Source organism: Bartonella schoenbuchensis R1 (genome assembly GCF_002022685.1).
GTDB lineage: Bacteria > Pseudomonadota > Alphaproteobacteria > Rhizobiales > Rhizobiaceae > Bartonella > Bartonella schoenbuchensis.
Map to the genome: position 1 here is coordinate 20,363 of NZ_CP019789.1, position 22,140 is coordinate 42,502.

At 37.2% G+C, this 22,140-nt stretch carries 9 protein-coding genes and 3 pseudogenes; 2 read left to right on the forward strand and 10 right to left on the reverse strand.

The features are described 5' to 3' along the window. Window positions 1–23 precede the first annotated feature (23 nt). Window positions 24–1,672, forward strand: a pseudogene (locus BscR1v2_RS00110) (lysine--tRNA ligase). 10 nt (window positions 1,673–1,682) lie between these two features. After that, window positions 1,683–3,260, forward strand: a complete 1,578-nt coding sequence (locus tag BscR1v2_RS00115) for a peptide chain release factor 3 (protein WP_078689285.1) — start codon at window positions 1,683–1,685, stop codon at window positions 3,258–3,260. A gap of 86 nt (window positions 3,261–3,346) precedes the next feature. Here BscR1v2_RS00115 and trxA read toward each other — a convergent pair whose 3' ends face one another. The 10 genes and pseudogenes from trxA to coaBC all read right to left on the reverse strand — a co-directional run bounded on the left by trxA (window position 3,347) and on the right by coaBC (window position 22,134). Continuing rightward, a complete protein-coding gene (gene trxA, locus BscR1v2_RS00120) occupies window positions 3,347–3,670 on the reverse strand; it encodes a thioredoxin (protein WP_078689286.1) in 324 nt (107 codons plus the stop codon). A 110-nt stretch (window positions 3,671–3,780) separates the two neighbouring features. After that, the gene (gene addA / locus BscR1v2_RS00125; RefSeq protein ID WP_078689287.1) at window positions 3,781–7,236 is read right to left on the reverse strand and encodes a double-strand break repair helicase AddA; all 3,456 of its coding nucleotides are present in this window, start codon (window positions 7,234–7,236) and stop codon (window positions 3,781–3,783) included. Beyond that, window positions 7,233–10,361, reverse strand: a pseudogene (gene addB / locus BscR1v2_RS00130) (double-strand break repair protein AddB). Before addB ends, addA begins: the two are co-directional and overlap by 4 nt. Window positions 10,362–10,791: 430 nt before the next feature. Further along, the gene (tsaE, locus tag BscR1v2_RS00135) at window positions 10,792–12,285 is read right to left on the reverse strand and encodes a tRNA (adenosine(37)-N6)-threonylcarbamoyltransferase complex ATPase subunit type 1 TsaE (protein WP_078689288.1); all 1,494 of its coding nucleotides are present in this window, start codon (window positions 12,283–12,285) and stop codon (window positions 10,792–10,794) included. Between the two features lie 54 nt (window positions 12,286–12,339). Then, window positions 12,340–14,805 carry a sensor histidine kinase gene (locus BscR1v2_RS00140; RefSeq protein ID WP_078689289.1) on the reverse strand — a complete coding sequence of 822 codons (2,466 nt, stop codon included), beginning with the start codon at window positions 14,803–14,805 and terminating at the stop codon, window positions 12,340–12,342. 746 nt (window positions 14,806–15,551) lie between these two features. Continuing rightward, on the reverse strand, window positions 15,552–16,553 hold the full coding sequence (locus tag BscR1v2_RS00150) for a complex I NDUFA9 subunit family protein (RefSeq protein WP_078689291.1): 1,002 nt from the start codon (window positions 16,551–16,553) through the stop codon (window positions 15,552–15,554). Window positions 16,554–16,595: 42 nt separating this feature from the next. Beyond that, the gene (locus BscR1v2_RS00155) at window positions 16,596–17,903 is read right to left on the reverse strand and encodes a bifunctional folylpolyglutamate synthase/dihydrofolate synthase (RefSeq protein WP_078689292.1); all 1,308 of its coding nucleotides are present in this window, start codon (window positions 17,901–17,903) and stop codon (window positions 16,596–16,598) included. A 3-nt stretch (window positions 17,904–17,906) separates the two neighbouring features. After that, on the reverse strand, window positions 17,907–18,827 hold the full coding sequence (gene accD, locus BscR1v2_RS00160; RefSeq protein WP_078689293.1) for an acetyl-CoA carboxylase, carboxyltransferase subunit beta: 921 nt from the start codon (window positions 18,825–18,827) through the stop codon (window positions 17,907–17,909). A gap of 965 nt (window positions 18,828–19,792) precedes the next feature. Beyond that, entirely contained in the window at window positions 19,793–20,512 is a 720-nt protein-coding gene (locus BscR1v2_RS00165; protein WP_078689294.1) for a sulfate transporter family protein, read from the reverse strand. A gap of 228 nt (window positions 20,513–20,740) precedes the next feature. After that, window positions 20,741–22,134: pseudogene (gene coaBC / locus BscR1v2_RS00170) on the reverse strand (bifunctional phosphopantothenoylcysteine decarboxylase/phosphopantothenate--cysteine ligase CoaBC). Between the last annotated feature and the right edge of the window lie 6 nt (window positions 22,135–22,140).

The window sequence follows — 22,140 nt, forward strand, 5'->3', positions numbered from 1 at the left end:
TAATTTAAGGATAAAAATTATAAATGCGTGATCAATGTGCTGCCCTTAGTCTTACACCCGAATTAATTGATGCAGCTGCCCAGTCGAAAGCTTGGCCGTTTGAAGAAGCACGCAAAATTATCAAGCGTTATGAAAAAACAGGTTATCCAGAGAGCGTTTTATTTGAAACAGGTTATGGGCCTTCTGGTTTGCCGCATATTGGTACCTTTGGAGAAGTAGCCCGCACGACCATGGTACGTCATGCGTTTCACATTTTAACTGAGAACCAAGTTAAAACAAAAATTTTGTGTTTTTCTGATGATATGGATGGTTTGCGCAAAGTTCCTGATAATGTACCTAACCGTGAAAAGATGGAGTGTTATCTTGGTCAGCCACTTAGTCGTGTGCCAGATCCTTTTGGGGATGTTTATCCTTCTTTTGGAGCAGCTAACAATGCGCGTTTGTGCACTTTTCTTGATCATTTTGATTTTGATTATGAATTTGTCAGCTCTACCGATTATTATAACTCTGGTCGTTTTGATGAAGCACTTTTAAAAATACTCGCCTGTTATGACCAGGTTATGGATATTATTCTACCAACATTGGGTGAAGAGCGGCGGGCAACATATTCACTCTTTTTACCTATCTCTCCTGTTTCTGGAAAAGTTTTACAAGTACCAATGATTGACCGTAATGTTGAGGAAGGCACTGTTACTTATATAGAACCTGAAACAGGTGAAACTATTGAAACAGAAATCACACGTGGAAAGGTTAAATGCCAGTGGAAGGTGGATTGGGCAATGCGCTGGAAAGCGCTTGGGGTTGATTATGAAATGGCAGGAAAAGATCTTATCGATTCTGTCACTCTTTCTTCTAAAATTTGCAAAGTACTTGATGGTAATCCGCCTGAAGGGTTCAATTATGAGCTTTTTTTAGATGATAAGGGGCAAAAAATTTCCAAATCTAAAGGGAATGGTTTGACTATTGATGAATGGTTGACTTATGCACCAACAGAAAGCCTAGCACTTTATATGTTTTTAAAGCCTAAAACGGCAAAACGACTTTATTTTGATGTTATTCCAAAAGCTGTTGATGAATATTATGCACATCTTTCAGCTTATAATCGCCAGTTATGGAAAGAACGGCTAAATAACCCCGTATGGCATATCCATAATGGTTGCCCTCCACAGATTAGTTTGCCTGTATCTTTTGCTATGTTATTGAATTTAGTAAGCGCTTCAAATGCTGAAAATAAAGAAGTTCTTTGGGGATTTATTTCTCGCTATGCTAAAGGAGCAAATCCACAAACGTACCCAATGCTTGACCAGTTAGTGGAATTTGCCATTAAATATTTTGGTGTTTTTGTAAAACCAAACAAGAAATTTCGCATACCTGATGAAGATGAACGTTTAACATTGGCTAAAATTGATGAAAAATTAGCCAGTCTTCCAGAAACTGTTGATGAAAATACAATTCAAAATGCGCTTCTTGATGTGGCACGTTTAACCGAACGTTATCAAGATCATAACAAAAAAAGTCCTGAAGGGGCCCTGGTGTTTCGAATGTTTTTTTTCAAATGCTCTATGAAGTTCTTTTAGGACAAGAACGGGGACCAAGGTTTGGATCGTTTATTGCACTTTATGGAATTGATAAAATGCGTGCGCTCATTGCTGAAGTGCTTGCACGATTTTAAGGGGGAAATAATGGAAAATAGAGCGCAAGAGGTAAAGCGGCGGCGTACATTTGCGATTATTGCTCACCCTGATGCAGGAAAGACGACGTTAACAGAGAAATTTTTACTGTTTGGTGGAGCTATTCAACTTGCTGGTGAGGTGAGAGCAAAAAAAGACCGTATTCAAACTCGTTCTGATTGGATGAAAATTGAACGTGACCGCGGTATTTCGGTTGTAACATCTGTGATGACATTTGAATATGAGGGGCATATTTTTAATTTATTAGATACTCCAGGCCATGCTGATTTTGCCGATGATACATATCGCACTCTCACGGCGGTTGATAGTGCTATCATGGTATTGGATGGTGCACGCGGAATTGAGCCTAGGACATTAAAGCTATTTGAAGTTTGCCGAATGAGGGACATTCCTATTGTTACTTTTGTTAACAAAATGGATCGTGAGGCGCGTGACCCCCTAGAAATCTTAGATGAAATTGAAGAAAAACTTGCTCTTGATACTGCTCCAATCACGTGGCCTGTAGGTATAGGTAAAGATTTTAAAGGTACTTTTGATCTTCATCATAATCGTTTTCGTCAACATGATGATGAAGTAACTCCACAAATAGTTTCTGGGCCTGTTGAGGTTTCTAATTTACTTCCTGAAAATCAACGCGCATCTTTTATTGAAGGAGTAGAGTTTGCCCGTGATGCATGCAAAAATTTTGATTTTCAAGCTTTCTGTGAAGGTCATATGACACCTGTTTATTTTGGTTCAGCTTTACGTAATTTTGGTGTTCGTGATTTGATAAATGCGTTAGTTGATTTTGGTCCAAGTCCTCGTGATCAGGTGGCTGATCAGCGCACCGTAATGGCTGTAGAATCCAAGATGACAGGGTTTGTCTTTAAAATTCAAGCCAATATGGACCCTAATCATCGTGATCGGATTGCGTTTTTACGGGTATGTTCGGGGACGCTTAAGCGTGGTATGAAGGCAAAATTAGTTCGGACGGGAAAACCAATGACGCTTTCGACACCGCAATTTTTCTTTGCTCGTTCACGCCAAATTGCTGATCAAGCCTATGCTGGTGATGTAGTCGGGATTCCTAATCATGGAACTTTGCGAATTGGTGATACTTTGACTGAAGGCGAGGATATTCTTTTTAAAGGTTTACCAAATTTTGCACCAGAAATTTTGCGTCGCGTATGTTTGAACGATCCCATGAAAGCAAAAAAGCTTAAAGAAGCTTTAAGGCAAATGGCTGAAGAGGGAGTTGTTCAACTCTTTATTCCTGACGATGGATCACCTGCTCTTATTGGTGTTATTGGTGCTTTGCAAATTGATGTTTTAATAGAAAGACTGAAGGTGGAGTATTCTTTACCCGTAAACTTTGAACCAGCGCGTTTTAATATTTGTCGTTGGATTTTTACAGACAATAAAGATGAACTTCAAAATTTTATCACAAACCACCGCTCTGCTATTGCTCATGATTTGGATGGTGATCCGGTTTTTTTAGCAGAAAATCATTTTTCATTAAGTTATGAAGCACAACGAGCGCCAAAAATAAAATTTTCACCTTTTAAGGATTATCAAATCCGTTCTAAATAATAATTTTTAGCAAAGAAAATCGTTTTAAGAAGATAAAGAGCTTTTTAAAATTTCTCTCTTTATATAAAAATTTATTATAAGAAGATTTAACCAAGCCCCTCTTTAATCCATTCGCAGAGGCGTCCTTTAGAAACGGCGCCAACCATATGAGATGAGATATTTCCATTTTTAAACATCAAGAGAGTGGGGATCGAGCGAACTCCATATTGTGTAGCCAATTCTGGATTTTCATCAATATTAACTTTGGCAATTTTCACCTGGCCTTGCATTTCCATTGAAATTTCATCAAGGATTGGTGCAATCATTTTGCAAGGGCCACACCATTCTGCCCAAAAATCAACTACAACAGGGGTGGAAGAGGTAAGAACTTCGTTTTTGAAATTGCTATTGTCAGCTTTTATACATGTCATTGATTGAGCCTTTATATATTCTTTTATACATATTAAGATGACTTCGATTAATGTCAAGTAATGATAAAATAAAGGAGAACAAGACCTTTTATAAAGTTTTTTCTTCTTTATCAGGTAAATTCATTTAAACATGCATCGAGTTTTTCAGGAGTAAGTGTAAAAATTTTTGCTTCTTTACAATAAATAAGAAAGGCATCAATATTTTTATCTGGGTAAATAGTTTGCAGCAATTTTCGATAAAGAGCCATTTGTAATAAATAATTTGGTGCGATAGTTGTTTCATCTTCTGGTGGAATTCCTGTTTTAAAATCAGCAAAAAGAACGCTGTCTTGGGTGACACATAAACGGTCAATTTGTCCGGAAATTATCTGTTCTTTACCATGAATTTTAAGGGTACCCGTAAGCGAAACTTCAGCGCGGGAATTATCAGAAAAAAGAGATTTGAGATGTGGATTTTCTAACAATTTACAAACTTGTTGGAGTGCTTTTTCTCTTTGAATTTCAGGCCAATGGGAAGCCTTTATGTTAAGATAACGCTGGGCATAATCAAAACGCTGTTGGGGAGGGCACTCAGGCAGATATTGTAGTAAGCGGTGAACCAAATTACCATATTCAATAGTAAAAATTTTGTTTGTATTTTTTTCTCCTAAAACAGGTGAAATGCTAAGGTGTGTTTGATTAGGGAAAGATTCCGCGTCAACATCAATGAAAAGACTAGCAACAGAAGGTCTTAAGGGTTTTGGTAAAGCTGGTTCTAAAGGCATTTTATGATGAAAAAAATCAGGTAAAGGTGGCAATGTTTGGTTGCCTTCATCAAGTATTTCTTTGTTTATTAGGGTAGAAGAAGGTGTAATAGAATAGCGCCAAGCTGCTACATCTTCTGTCGGGTCTTTTATAGCAACGGTGTGGGGCTGAAGGGCTTTTTTTACTAACTTTAGCCATGTATTAGGGTTTTCTTGTTGACCGCTATAACCGCAAACAATTAATCGATCTTCAGCACGCGTCATTCCTACATAAAGAAGGCGTTTATATTCTTCTTCAGCACGCTCTTTTAAATATGAGAGTGCTTTTTTAAATTTTGTATCAAATTGTGCATTTGGGCGCCAAATAAGAGCTTGTCTTCCATTCAAAGGAAATGTGAAAAAGTGTGGTGTATAACGTGTATCCCAAATTGCACTACCTGGATCAACAAAAAAAACAACAGCGCTTTCCAATCCTTTAGCAGCGTGGACAGTCATAATGCGGACTTCTTCATGGTTTTGATCAAGTTCACGTTTGATTTCTGGTTTATTGGCACTCAATGTTTCTAAAAAGGCTTGCAGTCCTGGCAAACCGGTTTTTTGAATCGTGAGTGTATAATCCATAAAAGCATCAAGAATCTCATTTGCTTCAGATCCTAGACGAGCGAGGATTTTTTGTCGTCCTTTGTCATTGTTGAGAATATGGCTATAAAATTCAAAAACGGGCATTTTATCAACAAAGGTACGGTATTTGCTTAAATTTTCAAAAGCATCTTTATAAGATACATGTGATGAAGCGTGGGTACAAAGGCTTTGCCAAAGTGATCCTGTACGTTTTGCTGCAAGGTGATAGAGTGCATCTTCGCTAAGCGCAAAAAGTGGACTTTTTAAAACACAGGCAAGAGAGAGGTCATCTTGTGGTTGCAAAACAAACTGTGCAAGCGCCATTAAATCGCGCACACTAATATGGCTGGTTAATTGTAAACGGTCAGCGCCAGCCACAGGAACATTGTGTAATTTAAGTGCGCGAGAAAGAGCTGGTACAAATTGATCATGTCGCTTACGAACTAAAACCAGAATGTCGCTGGCACGCAGCAGACGCCCCTTTGCTGGAAGCATTTCACCTGAGTGCAACCAGTTAGCAATGGTTGCGGCAATTTTATTGGCTAAGCGTATTTCAGGTGTATCCAAATGATCAACAGTTAAATGCCAATCATCAGGAAGTTTGTTTGTTTCTTTGGAAATGGTGTCCCATAAAATAATTTCCCCTGGGCTGTTAATGCGAACAGGTTCATGCACTGTTTTTACATTGTCTGCTGAAAGTCCTTTATAATTTTCTGGCGTTTCAAATACAAGATCAACACCTTTGAGGATATCAGCTGTAGAACGAAAAGAATAGTGCAGTTGTATTTTTTCAAATTTTTGATTAATGCGTTGCACTTGTTTTTGAAACATCCTGCCATTTTTAGCAAAATTTTCTGGCTCAGCACCTTGAAAAGAATAAATAGATTGCTTTTCATCACCAACAGCAAAAATAGTGCGGATGTTTGTGTGTTGACTATAGTCTGCAAAAAATTCCTGCGCTAAAAGCTGAATAATTTGCCATTGCTCAGGGTTGGTGTCTTGTGCTTCATCGATAAGGATATGATCAATGCCGCGATCAAGTTTATATTGCACCCACTGACTTGCACCTTTACGCTGCAATAAATAGAGTGTACGTTCAATAAGGTCATCAAAATCTAGCAGGCCGTTGGCCTTTTTTAAATCCGCATAGATTTTAAGATAAGTAGCACAAATCTGGAAAGCGGCTATATTGAGTGTGACAAGTTTTATACCTTGATATTTGTCTAATAAAGTAGAAACCTTGTTTTGTTTTTCTTCAATTTCTTTTTGAATAAAAGACGAAGTTTCATCTAATTTTTTGGAAAAAAGACATGAAAAATTACGTGGTATGCCGTCAGCTGTAAAGTAGATGCTTGATACAACGTCTATAATATCTTCTTCATCTGAGACGGTCGCTAACTGAGAAAATTTCGCTATAATGTCTGTTGCTTTTTTATTACTGTAGGTTTGAAAATATTTGAAGGTATATGGAGACAATGAAGCGGTTTGTTGAATTTCTTTAAGTATTTGTGAATGTGTTTCATTGGGTTTTAAATTAAAAAATGCGCGTAATTGCTGTTCTCCACTTTCAGATAAAATGAACGGTAAGAAATCAGAAAGTTCATGCTGTTTTTGAGCAGCTTCATGTAGCAATTGATCAAATGTACTTTCGCTAATAGTTTTAAAGAGCTCTTTTAAAGCCGATTGTATATGGCTATGTGCCAAAAGTTGGCAACGGGCTTGGTGCAATAACTGTGTTCGATTTGTATCATCAAGCAGTTCAAAATGACCAGCAATATTAGATTCTAGCGGAAATTGATGCAATAAAGCTTCACAAAATGCATGAATGGTTTGAATTTTTAAGCCACCTGGTGTTTCAAGGGCACGAGCAAAGAGTTTACGCGCATGAGCGAGTTTTTGTGTATTTGTGGGCTTGTTTTCAAGTTGCGATAAAACTGTTTGGAGTTGCTCATCATTAAGTTCATTCCAACTAGAGAGTGTGCGAAAAATACGCGATTGCATCACAGAAGCGGCTGCGTTGGTATAAGTTAGACATAAAATGCGCGCTGGAGGAGTGCCGTTTAAAAGCAAGCGGATGACGCGTTCACTTAAAACATGGGTTTTTCCAGATCCTGCATTTGCAGAAACCCATACATTTGTTTTTGGATGTGTCGCTTTTTTTTGTGCATCAAGGGCTGCTTCAGGAATAAAAAAAGTAGTCATGATGAACCTGCTTTATAAAAATTACTAGACCATTCCGATAATCGAGCCAAGTGGTCATAATCACCTTCATAACGATGAGGTGAAGGGAGTGCGTGTGAAAGGTAACCTTGTTGTGGATTTTGATAATACTCAATCAATGTAATAAGACGTTTCCATGCTTCTTGACCAAGTAAGACTGCACTTGTCTGATCTTTTGCTTTTTTTTGGTATAAAATAATCGATTGAGATTTGATTGGACCTTTTCCTTTAAGGGGGACGTAAAATAAGTTTGAAGGAGTAAGATCTTGGAAGTCTGTAAAAGCTCCTTGCATTAACAAAGCTGCTTCCAACGCCAATTGTGGATGTAATAAAGCACGAACCTGTTTAGATGAAGGAGGAGTATTGGTTTTAAAATCAAGAATTTCAACCATTTTATCAGGTAAAATATCAATACGATCAGCACGCCCTGAAAGAGTGACACCTGTTGTGCCTATAGGCGTTTTTTGAGCAGCGACTTCAACATGTCGTTTACGAGGTCCAAGATTTTGTTCCCATTTAATAAAGAAAGGAGCAAAATTTTCAAAAATTGACCACCAAATTGCTTTAATGTCAGGAGGCAAATTTAATTTGTCAAATTCTTTGCGCCCAATGGCCAGAAATGTCGCTAATGCATGAGCAACGTTTGGGTCTTTTATTTGTGTGCAAAAAGCGGCAAGAATAGCATGATATAAAATTCCACGGTCAGCTGCATAGGGACTATAAATGAGTGCCTTAAGTGGTTTGAGACGCAAGATTTTTTAGCATAAATGGCGTAAGGATTATAGCGCAATGTTTCTATTTCAGTCACTGAAAAATGACGTGGGCGCATATCGAGTGGCGGTACAGGGCAAGGTCGTGGTGTAAAACCAATCGTATCTGTTTTGTCGAGCATTTTTGCCCAATGAAGAAATGTCTCTCCCCGTGAGCAGATTTTTTTCCAAACTTGTTTGCCTACTACTGTTTCTAAACGTTGCAACCAGCGTGAGGGAACAGAAGGAATATGGTTGACCCGCGTAGCTCGGCTCATCACCACTTTATTCATTCCCATGGCCCATTGAAAATCATGTGCTGCAAGGCCAATACGCTTTTCAGGTGGTTCAAGAGTTAGTGTCATTTTCATTGGCCGCGATAAAAAAGCATCATTGCGGGTTGTTGAAGGCCAAAATCCTTCATTAAGGCTACCAAGAACAACTGTATCAACTGTTTGTAAGCGTGATTCTAAGGTCCCCCAAATAAATAAACGCGGATGCCCACCGGGAGAGGGGCTTACACAGCGGGTTGCTATAAGAGCTGAAAACATAGCAGGCCATTCATAAAGATGAAACTTTAATCCTGATTGATCATTCACCAATTCATGCAAAAAAATTGATAGAGCTTTTCCTGCTTCATTTTGGTAAAGATGCACAAAAGAGTTATTATCGTCTCGCCCAAAATTTTCAAATGCCTCAACAGTTGCTCTTGCAACTTCATTGATGGTACATTCTTTATCCTGTTTTATCAAAGATGCTAATGGTTCAACTGCTTTAACCAAAAGGTGACAAAGCGATCGTGCCTCTTCGGTTTTTTGTAGATCAAGGGGGCAGTTGTCAGACATGTTATAGGAATATGTTTGCACCCATGTTTCAAGAAATTGATCACATTCGCAAAGGTTGATATGATTAGGATTGCCTCGAAGAACAAATAATTCAAAATTTTCTACTATTTCACGTAAACGTTGACGATTTTGTCCTAGAATTGTGAGTGGATGTTTAAGAAGAGATAGAAAGGCGATAGGATCACCAGGCTTAAATACATTCTCTAACAGCAGTCGTAATAGGGTTGCAGGTGATGTATGTGCAAGTGGTATTCCACCTGAATCATTTGCTTCAATCCCAAATCGCTGTAATTCAGCGACAACACGGCGTGCTAAATTGCGGTCATTAGTAATAAGAGCTGCAATTTTTTGAGGTTCTTCAATGGCATTACGTAAAGCAATAGAAATAGCTAAAGCTTCTTCACGTTCATTACTGGCTTCAATCAGTGACCAATCTGCGCAAACATTTTCATAATCATCACGCACGATTTGTGCCCACTGATCTGTAGTAGAAACGGGTCGTAGCGCTTCTGATACAATGGCAGCGCGTTTTGTTTGCATTATACTTCTTTGGCCAATTTCACTCACATGAATGCGTTGACATTTCATAAGAGATAAAAATTTCTTTAAATGATATTGAGGGTGACTAAAAGCACCAAGAGCATGATCAAAACAATCAAGAGTTGTTGTATCTTTATTCATTGTGCCTAATGCATCCCATTGCGCTTCATCCATATAAAGATCAAGCCCTGGGAGAACAACGGCTCCTTTGGGCAGGTAGGCAACCACTTTTGAAAGATGGGCAACTGCAGGAATAGAACCTGTTGCACCAGCAACGATAATAGGTTTATGAGGTTGTGTGCGGTGTAAAATGTCTGCTTGTATTTTAAGTGCTTGGTTGCGCCATTCAACCGGATTGCTTCGTTGTTTTTCCTTTAAAATTTGAGGCCAATTTTGTGTAATAATAGTTAAAAAATCTAAAGTAATTTGCCACCATTCAGCAACCATATCAGGGCAGATATCTTTAAGTTTTGACCAATCTGCAGATTCTGTTTCAACTTCATCCATCAAGCTTGCTAAATCTTGAGCAAGCCAAATTGCATCAGCGGTATTAGCAGGAATGAGCACATCTTCTGTACCAAATATAGCACGCAAATGGGCTGGCAGATTTTCACGCCAGGGACGAATAAGGCGTGCTAGAAGGAGAAGACGTTCACTTTCTTTAATAGGGGGATTGAGTGTTAAAATACTATCATGATTTTCAACAAAAAAGAACTTTCTTCATCCATATCTCCTAAAGGGCGGATAGTGGGCAAAAAGCTCGATCGTGTATGACTTCTTTCAGCAAAGGCTGCACGTAAAGCGCGAGCAGCACGCCGTGTTGGTACATAAATAAGAGTATCAACAAGCGCAGCTTGGATATCTCCATTTGGTGCAAAGTCATCAATAAGGGTACCTGAGAGAAGTGCATCAACAAAATGAGGCAAAAAGAAGTTCCAGGAGAAATAGAAAATACACGCGGTTTACGAGTCATTGAGCCTTGTTTTGAGAGCATAAAGATTCCATCTTAGTTATCTTTTGATTATTTCCATTGTATATTAATTTTCAATTAGCAAAAGCTTGAAAAACTGCGTTTATACAATGGTTTTTCCAAAACAGAAGTAAGAGGAGTGAAGTGTTGCGGTTGCAGCTATAATACAACCATTATGCTTTGTTTTATAGTTTTGTGGCACGTAATGATTAAAGCAATAGATTTGTAAGGGCTGAAGATAATAATATCCCTATTTGTATGGAGCAAAAAGATTATGATTAATCAGGAGAAAATCTGCACTTTAAGAATGAGAGAAGACGATTTTACTTTAAAAAGGTGATTTAATGATACAAAATTAAATCTCATGAATTGTTTCCTACTCATGAGAAAATATGTATGAGACGCATAATAATATGCTCAATAGGTTGGATGCCTATGGTGTGTCTGCAAGTATACCCATTTCTTGATAAAGGCTTTGTAAATCAGCAAGAATTGGGTGTGAAAGATTACGGATAAGATAATCTTGCAGATGGGGCAAATGTTTAAGGTAAGATGATTTTCCATCTTGTTGATGAAGCCGTATAAAAATTCCTAAAATTTTTGAAATTCGTTGAGCACCCGCAAACGCATAAAGTTTACGCAATTCGTTTTCATCAAAAGATTGTGATGCTTGACGGCGTGCATTGCAATAAGCATCGAGAATTTTTGCTTCCAATGTTGGTGAAATATAGCAACGTGCATCTTGCGCTAAAGAAACAAGGTCATAAACTGTTGGACCTTTCAAACCATCTTGAAAATCAATAAGACCAATACGATCGATACCTTTTTTATGAGCGCGCCAAAGAATGTTAGGCGAATGATAATCGCGCATAACAAAGGTATTTTCTCCTTGGATTAACATGTCAAGATAAGGGTGCCAACAGGTAAAAAAAGCTTCACGTTGTTTTTCATCTAAGGGTTTTTGTTTTTGAAAGGGTATATACCAATCCAGCAGTAAGGAAAGTTCTGCTTGCATAGTTTGGTAATCATAACAGGGAATTTGAAGTAAAAATGTTGCAAATTGTTTTTCTGAAGGCCATGATTTTTGATGGAAAGTCGCCAATAGTTCACTACAAGCAAGATAACGCTCTTCTATAGGATTGCCTGTTTGATCTAAAAGTCCTTCACGCCCTAGATCTTCTAAAATTAAAAGTCCTTTTTCAAAATCTTCAACGAAAATACGAGGAGCAGAAAATCCATTATCCGAAATAAGCCGACTTATCCCTACAAATTGACGGATATCTTTTGCAAGATGTGTTATTTCTGAATAAGCCGAATTGGCATCATGTGTTGTTTGCATAATTGCTGCATCCATGAGAACTTCTTGATGGTGACCATCATCTAAAAGTTCATAGGAACGTGCTGAAGCATCACTTGCTAAAAAATAACGGTGAACATGACCACGGCCATGAGCTGTTAAGAAAGAGCGAATGGCAAAGGACCGTTGCAAGCGCTGGGCAGAATGTACTGCTGATGTTACGCTAATGTAGCGTCCACAGTTTTCATGTTGTAGGGTGATGGCAAAGGTAGTAGGCCCTAAGAGATCTGCTCCTTTTTCTGGCCATTCTATCAATAAAACACTTTGTTCACGTGCTTCATGAAGCCCTAATTCATCAATTTCTTCTACCATAGAAAGGCGGTAAAAATCGGCATGGATAACTTCAAATTGCGGAAGCTGATAATTTTGAACAAGAGTAAAGGTAGGACTAGGAACATCCAATGTGTTATCGTTAGCAAGTGCATGGATAAGTGCGCGGGCAAGTGTTGATTTTCCTGCCCCAAGATTACCTTGGAGTGTTATAAGGTCGCCTGGTTTTAAGGCAAGAGCTAAATCTTGCGCAAAAAGTTTAGTTGCTTCTTCATTTTCGAGAAAAAAACTAAAATTCATAAAGAATTCCATGAAATTTATAGAAAAAAATTGTTATAATAACTAAAAGTAAGATTAAGAAATTATATCCTCTTTTTGCACTGGAAAAAAGCACTTAACTGTTGTCCCTTGGCCCGTACCGGTTAAAATTTTAACGTGTCCACCGTGGAGTTCAACGAAGCTTTTGACAAGAGAGAGGCCAAGACCTGCTCCTGCACGTCCACCATGGTGCGGACGAGAAGAAAAACGTTTAAAAATACGATCCAGAATATCAGTTGGGATATCAGACCCTTCATTATGGACGCTGAAAACAATGTTGTCTCCTTGTTTATTTGCACAAAATTCAATCGTACTTTCTTCCGTTGCAAAATTAACAGCATTACTAAGTATATTAACAAAAATTTGGTGCAAACGTGTTGCATCAGCCAAAATAAAATTTAAAGAAGGAGAAATCTGTTGTGAAAATGTGATATAGCGCCCGTTAAGATGTTCTTCTACTCGGGCAACTGCTTGTGCCATAGCATCGGCAATATTAACTGGTTTAATGTCCAATTCCATGATGCCTGCATCAAGAGTTGCAAGGTCAAGAATATCATTAACAATATTCAAAAGAGCATTTGACTCTGATTGGATATGGCCAAGATATTCATGTTGGCGTTCATTGATAGAGCCAAAAATTTGGTCGCGTAAAATGTCAGAAAATCCAACAATATTGGTAAGGGGTGTACGTAATTCATAAGAAACATGTTGGACAAATTCGTTGCGTAAACGATCAGCACTTTCTAGAGCTTCATTCCTTTCTTGTAGTGCGCGCGCAATATGAACACTATCAGTAACATTAACAAATGTTAGCATTGTTTGTCCGTTGGGCAATGGTACCAATGTATAATCAATAATCGTTCCATTTTTTAAGTCTATGCGACCTGAATATGCATCACGTTTATCAGCAAAACCAGTGATAAATTTGGTAAATTGTTCCCATTCTTGCCCCACTGTTAAAGTTGAACAATGGGTTTGTAATTGTGTAATATGGGTCCCTTCTACTAATAAATTATAAGGTAAAGACCACAATTTTGATAAGGCTGGATTTGATAAACGAAGGCGACCATCAGTTCCAAAAACCACTACACCTTCTGAAAGTTTATCAAGTGTTTCACCTTGTATTTTAATTAATGTGTTATAGCGCCGCTCAAGATCAATTTTTTCAGTAAGATTTTCGTAAAACCAAGTAACACCTCCTTGCGGATGAGGGCTAGCAATAACACGCACTGTACGTCCATCGGGAAGATTCCAAATTTGTTGGTCCGATTCTATTTGCTGGTAAGCTTTAAAAAGCTCTTCTTTCCATGCACGCCAATCAGGATGTTCACCAAGCAATCCTTTTTCACGCAATTGTTCCAGAAGCAATGAATGACTTGGTTCACTTTCTAAAAAAGAATTTTCCAGTGGCCATAAAACCTTAAAGGCATGATTGCAGAATTTTAACTTTTGATGAGCATCAAAAATTGCCACAGCTGTTGAAATTTGATCGAGTGTCTCACAATGATTTTGAAGAATTCGTCTCATTTCTTTGGTAAGATTTTCATGTGCACTATCATCACGGGCGAAAGCTGCCATCCCTTCTCTTGTTGTGACACGGGTGAGGTGAAAGTGGCGCCGTTCTCCATCAACAACTGTATGCACATGTTCTTGAAAAACTGTTTCTGCTTCACCTGTTTTGCACTGTGTGGCTTCATTGAAAAGGTCAGTTATATGATTGCTGCCTTCTTTAAAGCCTGTTATTTCTCGAAAAGCGCGATTGATAAAGCAGATTTTCCCTTTGCAGTCTTGGATCCACACAGGTTCTTGAATATGATCAAGAAGGTTACGTTGTAGGTTCAGTTCCTTAAGTAATTCGGCGATATTTTTCTGTAAGCGAATATTTTCACTTTGTTGTGTTGAAATATTTTGAAAACGCGCAATGGCCGCTGTTCCTGCAATGACGCCTGTAACTTGCAACAATATTTTATTTGTCGTAGTAATAGAAAGCTCAAAAGGGCAACCATTGCAACGCAATTCAATCAGCGCTTGATCAAGTTGTCTTAGAGATGATTCTTCTAACCAACGCCCAAAACATTGAAAATTTTTCTGGTTAATTTCCATTTTTTGTAATGCGGAAATATTACCAACTATATGCGGTAAAGCTGTGGGATTTTCCCAAATAAGAAGGCATTGGCCTGTTTCTTCAAAAAGCCACTCATAATATTTAAGCTTTTCAAAAAAATCTGCTTGAATCATTTTCAACGGTTTCCATGAAGCTTTTTTTATAGCCACAATAACCGCTATACATATGAGCAGTGAGGCACAAGAAATACCCCCAAAGAGAGCTAAAATAAGCCATGAACCATCTGGCCAAGTGAAGTTAGAAAGAGAGGAGAATGCTAACGGTTGAGCAACAGCTGGCAATGGAGAAAAAAAGAATAAGAAGCAAAAAATACTGGTATAAATTTGAGTGATTTTTTGAGTTTTTTCTTTGGAGGTATACTCACCAAAGTTGCGCACGATGCATCTCCTTTTTTTACCAGGGAAACGTTCTAATAACGGTTAGATTTGGCTTATAAGGTTTTTGTAGGTAACTCCAATATAGGTTGGCTTATATCTTCTGATAGAACGTTTGATTTTATTTTTAACCGATCAAGATAAAGGTATGCAACTTTTTCATTAGAATATTTGGGCAAAACGATTGTTTTATTTTTGTAGTTTTCTGTACAAGAAATATATGCCTCACTTACAGGTTGATTAGAAGAAAATTCTTTACGACAAATCATCAGATTGAATATTTCCATTTTTGGCGAGGAATACCAGATTTCTTGCTAGCTATAAACAGCAAGTTCGGTATCTTTGATAACGTAGTATTTAAGCTATTATTTTTATTCCTTTAAAATTACTTTGTTCAAAGTGATTAAAGAAGCTTAAAAAATGCACGCACATATAAAGATTTCTTTATATGTTTATATGATTTTAGATTTTCATGAGCTTATGCGACCAATATATTGATATAATATATCGATATAGTGAATGATGATACCCACAACAGGCAATAAAATATCATAAATTCTATTGATAAAGCAAAAAACTAATGGTTTGCAATGGTTTTGACATTGCAAAAAGAAGGGTCAAAGAATTTATTCATAAGGTTATATTGTCTGAAAAATAACATATGAATAAGATTTAAGCGTCAGTACATCTATTCTGTTATTAGATTTTAAAAGTGTAGACATTATCAATTTAATCACAAAAAATGTATATTAAGCTGATAAACTTTTAGAAAACTGTCCTTGAGGACGAAACCGCCATAGATAACTGGGTAAAATAGCGCTCATTGTTTTAGGACTAATCCCGACCCCTTCTAAAGTTCGTCCATTTTTAATAGCTTCTTGAGAGACAATATTGTCTATTTGTAGAAAGCGTATTTGATCAGCTGTTATAAGTTCTGGCAATAAGGGTATTTTACCGATATTTCCTAAAATATTTCCCATGAAGAGACCAATGGAAAGAGGCATAGATAAAACTATTTTCTTGCGGTGAATGATTTTTAGTACATTTTCAATGGCATTCTGGAATGTCATAACTACAGGTCCACCAAGATCATAACTTTTTCCAGAAGCAACCTTTCCTTCCAAAGCGCGTGCAACAAATTCAGCGATATCACCAACATAAACAGGTTGCAATTTGCTTTGTCCACCACCAAAAAGTGGTATAATAGGCGAAAAGCGAGATAGATTTGCCAAGGTATTAAAAAAGCAATCTTCCGGTCCAAAAATAACCGATGGGCGCATAATAATTGCTTGAGGATGGCTGTGACGCACAATTTGCTCACTTGTAAATTTGACATGAGCATAAGAGCATGAGGTATTTTCATCATTGGCAATGAGCGTAGACATGTGAATGAGCGGAATATTCGCTTGAGCTGATAATTCTGCAACATTTTTTGCGCCATCAGTTTGCGCATTTTGAAAATTCGACTGGCTTGCTTGTGTTAAACTTCCAGGAAGAAAGATTGCACCATCTGCTCCAAGCAATGCGCGGGCAACACAAGCACGGTTCTTAACATCAGTTGCAAGCATTTGGGTTTGGCCCACTTCACCTACTTGTAACATGTAGTAAGCTTTTTGTGGATGACGAACAGCAATACGAACACGATAACCCTGTTTGGTTAAAGTTTCAACGATATGTCGTCCTACAAAACCTGATCCACCGAAAACAGTGATAAGTTTAGGATGTTGATAAAGAGTGCAATCAAATTTCATGGTAAAAAATTCTATTTATTAAAGCCCTATGGATAGAAATTTTTAGCATGGCGGTGTTTCATTGTCACGTAAAATATCACCTGCAAAGTAAAGAGAGCCACCAATAAGGATGATTGCATCTTTATGTTCTAAACTAATTTTATGAAAAACAGTTTGTAGATTAGCTTGTGGGCTAGCAATAAGCCCTACCTTTTGAGCTGATTGAGCTAAGATTGTTGGGCATATACTCGCATCATTGGAATTTAAAGGGATCGTGTAAACTTTATCTACAAGATTGGCCAGGGGGCGAAAATAACCAATAGCGTCTTTAGTTTTAAGCATACTAGCAATCATAATAATAGGACGGTTTGATTTTTTTTTCCATTGTGTAAGTTCTGCTGCAACAACTTTTCCAGCAGCGGGGTTATGTCCGCCATCTAGCCATAAATCAGTACTGAGAGGAAGTTGATCAACCAGTCGCCCATGGGTGAGGTGCTGCATTCGTGCTGGCCAGTAAAGATTGCGCAAAGCTTTGCTTATTGTTTGTTGTGAAAGTTGAAACCCTGCTTGATAGATTGCTTCGATAGAAGCACCAGCATTAGCAATTTGATGAGCTCCAATAAGGTTAGGAAGTGGTAAATCCATTAAACCTTGATTGTTTTGGAATACCATACGCCCATATTCTTCATAACTTTGATAATCCTGGTTAAAAATAAAATAAGGTGCTTTATTTTTATCAGCAAGGGTGCTTAAAACACAATGAGTTATATCATAATTTTGCTTGCTAATGACCACAGGAACAGTCTGTTTGATAATTCCCCCCTTTTCAAAAGCGATTTGTTCAATAGTGTTGCCAAGAAAGGTTTCATGATCATAGTCAATAGGCATAATAAGGGATACAGCTGGCTTGTTAATTACATTGGTAGCGTCAAAACGCCCTCCTAATCCAACTTCTACAATTATTACATCAGCCGGATTTGTGCTAAACAACATAAAAGCAACTGCTGTGAGAATTTCAAAAACAGCGATTGGTTCGTTACGGTTTACTTCTATAATTTGGTGAATTGTTTTGATCAGTTGGTTATCTGTGACAAATTGACCGCTTAGTCGCCAGCGTTCATTCCAACGCACCAAATGAGGAGAGCTGTATACATGAACGCGGTAGCCTGAACTTTCCAACAAAGCCCGACAAATGGCTAAAGCAGATCCTTTACCATTTGTTCCGGCAATGTGAATAATGGGTGCAAGTTTTAAATGTGGGTTGCCAAGACACTCTAAAAGACGAGAAATACGTTCTAAAGAAGGAGCAAATTTTTTTGGATAGCTTTCCAGTAAATCATCAATCACTTTTTGTGTGCCGCTTTTGTTCATAATTTAAGCAGCATTTATTTCAGAAAATACTGTTTGAGGATTTTGAGATGATGGGTAAGAAGGTTTTTGGGGTACAGAATGTTTCATCATCAAACGTAAAAGCCGTGCAATAGTGGCTTTCATTTCCAAGCGTGATACAACCATATCAATCATACCATGATTAAGCAGATATTCACTACTTTGGAAGCCTTCTGGTAAAGTTTCACGAATGGTTTGTTGAATGACACGTGGCCCCGCAAAACCAATCATGGCTCCAGGTTCAGCAATGTGGATATCTCCTAACATCGCATAAGAAGCAGTTACACCACCAGTGGTAGGGTTGGTTAGAACCACAATATAGGGAAGTTTTGCTTCTTTCATCATTTCAATTGCTACTGTTGTACGGGGCATTTGCATTAGTGACAATATTCCTTCTTGCATTCGTGCTCCACCAGAAGCAGCAAAAAGGACCAAAGGACATTTATCTTCAATGGCAGTGTGAAAAGCTTTGATAATAGCTTCTCCTGAGGCCATGCCAAGTGATCCACCCATAAAGGCAAAGTCTTGAACAGTGGCAATAATTGGTAAGCCTTCAATAGTTCCTCGTGCATTTAAAATATTATCATCAACACCAAGTTTAGAGCGATATTCTTTTAACCGATCAGTATAGCGTTTTGTATCGCGAAATTTTAATGGGTCTGTGACAACTTTTGGATTTTCAAGTAATGTATAAACACCATCATCAAAAAAATGCATAAGACGATTTTTGGCACTAATGCGCATGTGATGACCAGAAGAAGGACTCACATATTGATTAGCTTCTAAATCTTTATGAAATACCATTTCCCCATTAGTAGGATCTTTGATCCATAGATTGTCCGGAATTTCGCGGCGACCTAATATAGAATTAATTTTAGGACGAACATAATTTGTAATCCAATTCATTTGGCAACCTCCCTTTAGATGTTATACACTTTATATGGCTTAAGGGCATATTGGGATTGAATAGTCGGATTCTTTTGACTGATTAATCAACTATTTGTTTTATTTTTTACCAGTGTTGGCTTTCAATATATCATTTTAACTTCCCTTGTTTATTTAATAGAGCAACAATGGCATGAGTTGAGAGTATTTCCTTTAATAAATCTGTTAACAATTTTAGCAATATAGTTTGCTTGTTTATTTATTTGAATATTAAATCCTATTGTAGCAGGTAAGCATGTATTGTTTGGTCACTTTAACTGTAGAGTTACTCTGGTTAATCAAAGATATTTCCTTTAATATTGATTAGTGACATTTACTGCAAAAACATAATAGACAAAATTTAAACTATTTTGCAAATTTTTGATATCTGTTTGTTACTGACTGTTAAGATATTGATAGATAAAATAAAATTTCATTATTCATTTTAGCAGGAAAATTTTTCATCTGTTTTTTGTGATAAGTCAACAATGATTCAATTATCAACCAAATAATATAAATTTTCAGCCAAAAGAACTTTAATACTATAGCATTATAATAACTTGTAAAATAATGAGAGCAAAAGTTTATATGGGAAAATGCTGTCCATAAAAATGGATTAAAAATCTACTTCAATTTATGAATACATGCTGTGGTGTTTTGAAACATTAATTTATAAGTATATGGCTTTAAAAGCGGCATGATAATCTCAATTACAAGTATTACTAGCTTAAGCTGTGCCTTTATAAGGAAAATAAAACCAATAAAATAAACACGTTTTATTAATAAAATTAATTATTTCAATAGATTATCATATTTTAAATATGTAATTTTGTATTTTTTAGTATCGTCAGATTATATTAAATATAAAATTAATTCTGGCATGAAATGCCTCTTTCGTAGATCGACTATTTGACTTGATTGAGTATAAATTATTTTTTGGATGTAAGTTATTTTAATGTAATAAGTGTAGAGTGATTATGGGGGAGCATTTTATATAAATATGTCATAAAGGCAGCCGCAAAAAGTGGTGTTACTAAATTAACAATGGGAATAGAAACGAAAAACGCAATCACCAAACCAGCCCAAAATACTGTCATATGATGGATGCGTAAAAAACTATGGGCTTCTTTCTGAGATTGAAAACGATAAGCAGAGAGTAAAAAATATTCACGACCTAGCATATAGCCATTAATAACGTAAAAAGCGATCAAATTAACACCTGGTATGAAAAATAAAATAAAGGCAATTGCGTTACCTAAAAGGCTTATGACAGCAAATTTTAAAGAGAGAATAAGCGAAGACGTAAACGACATAGTTTGCCCAACAGGTTCATTGGGATAATCTTCTTTTTCAATAATTTCAGCGGCAGCATCAACGAAAAAACTGCCAATTATAGCAGTAGTTGGAGCAATCAGAAAAGGCGCTAAGAAAGCTAGACCAAAGTTAAGAATGATTAATGTGCTAAGTTTTAATAATCCTGTCCAATCTGTTAATATGGGAAAAAAATGCGTAACCCAAAGCCAAAGATAAGGCATAAAAAGCTTGTTTATGAGTAGCCATATAATGATGAAAACAACACAAGTAAGCCCCAAAATTTTCAACATCATAATGCAATATTGCGGGGTAAAAAGGCGTTTTAGAGCCAAATAAGTAGCGGTAAAAATCATAAACGATAGATAAGAAGAGAAGAATAGAAAACAAGAGATAGATTAAATAAATTAACATCATCATAGCTCATATTAATGGTGTTTTATATAAGCTCTGTTTGGTAAATTATATGGTCCTTACGTAAATTGTATTAATTAAAATTTATCTCTTATTTTATGTTGTGTTTTTAAAACATCATCAACTTTTAAAAATTTTTATTTTATTGAAACAAGAAGCTCTTTCTTCTTCTAATCAGTGGGGGAAAGAGAATGAAAAAATGACACAATAATCTTTGCTAATTTTTCAGCTACTTGTTGTTTACTCATACATGGCCATTGTTCAACAGTTTTTCTACTGACCAGACAAATTCTGTTTGTATCTCCACCCATTACGCTTGTTCCATCAGTGTGGAGAGAAACATCGTTTGCAAGAATGAAATCTGCTCCTTTTTGAACACATTTTTTTTGTGCGTTCACAATAATGTCACATGTTTCAGCAGCAAAACCAACAACGAGTGGGGGGCGGTTTGAAGCATGACCGATAGTTGCCAAAATATCAGGATTTTCAACCATATGCAAAGATGGTGGGATTTTGTTATTCTCCTTTTTGATTTTTTGTAAAGATTGCGTTTGGCTACGCCAATCACAAACAGCAGCAACAAAAATAGCACCATCAGCAGGTAGTGCAGCTTGAACAGCTTCTAACATCTGACAAGCCGTTTCCACGTGAATAGTTTTTACATTTTGTGGGTCAGGAAGATCAACAGGTCCACAAATAAGTGTTACTTTAGCCCCCAAGTTGGCTAAAGCTGTTGCAACTGCATGGCCTTGTTTGCCTGAAGAGCGATTGGCAAGATAACGTATCGGGTCAATTGGTTCGTATGTGGGGCCAGAAGTAACAATAAAATGACGACCAGAAAGCGGTTTTTCTTGCTCCCTCAAAAGAGTTTCTACTGAGGCTACAATGGTTAAGGGTCACTCATACGTCCATAACCTATTTCATCTCGTTCAGCCATTTTACCATTTTCTGGCCCTACTATATGAACCCCATCAGCATGCAATTGTGCGACATTACGTATAGTTGTAGGATGAGCCCACATAGCCGGATTCATAGCTGGCGCAATCAAAAGTGGACAACGTGCTGCTAAAAGCACACAACCAGCTAGATCATCTGCTATACCGACGGCCATTTTTGCAATACGATCAGCAGTAGCCGGTGCTAAAATAATTAAATCAGCATTACGTGCTAGCCGAATATGGCTAATATCATGATCTTTTTCACGTGAAAATAAATCACTATAGACATCACCTCCATTCAGAGCTTCAGCTGCTAAGAGGGTAACAAATTTTTGAGCCGCTTTTGTCATAATAATGTTCAAATGCGCTCCACGTTCTTGTAAACGACGAATCAAATCAAGTGCTTTATAGGCAGCAATTCCACCGCCGATAATGAAAAGCACAGATTTTGATTGCAATGATTGCATTTCAGCAGTACTTGCTTGTAATGGTGGTGTGGATAATGCGGTGGGATTGCTTAACAAACGACGGGCTTCTTCTTCCATAGAAACACCATTTTGTGCTGCTCGTGTACGCAACATTGCTTTGGCTTCAGGTGAAAGATTACGGATAGTGATACTGGCCATAAAATG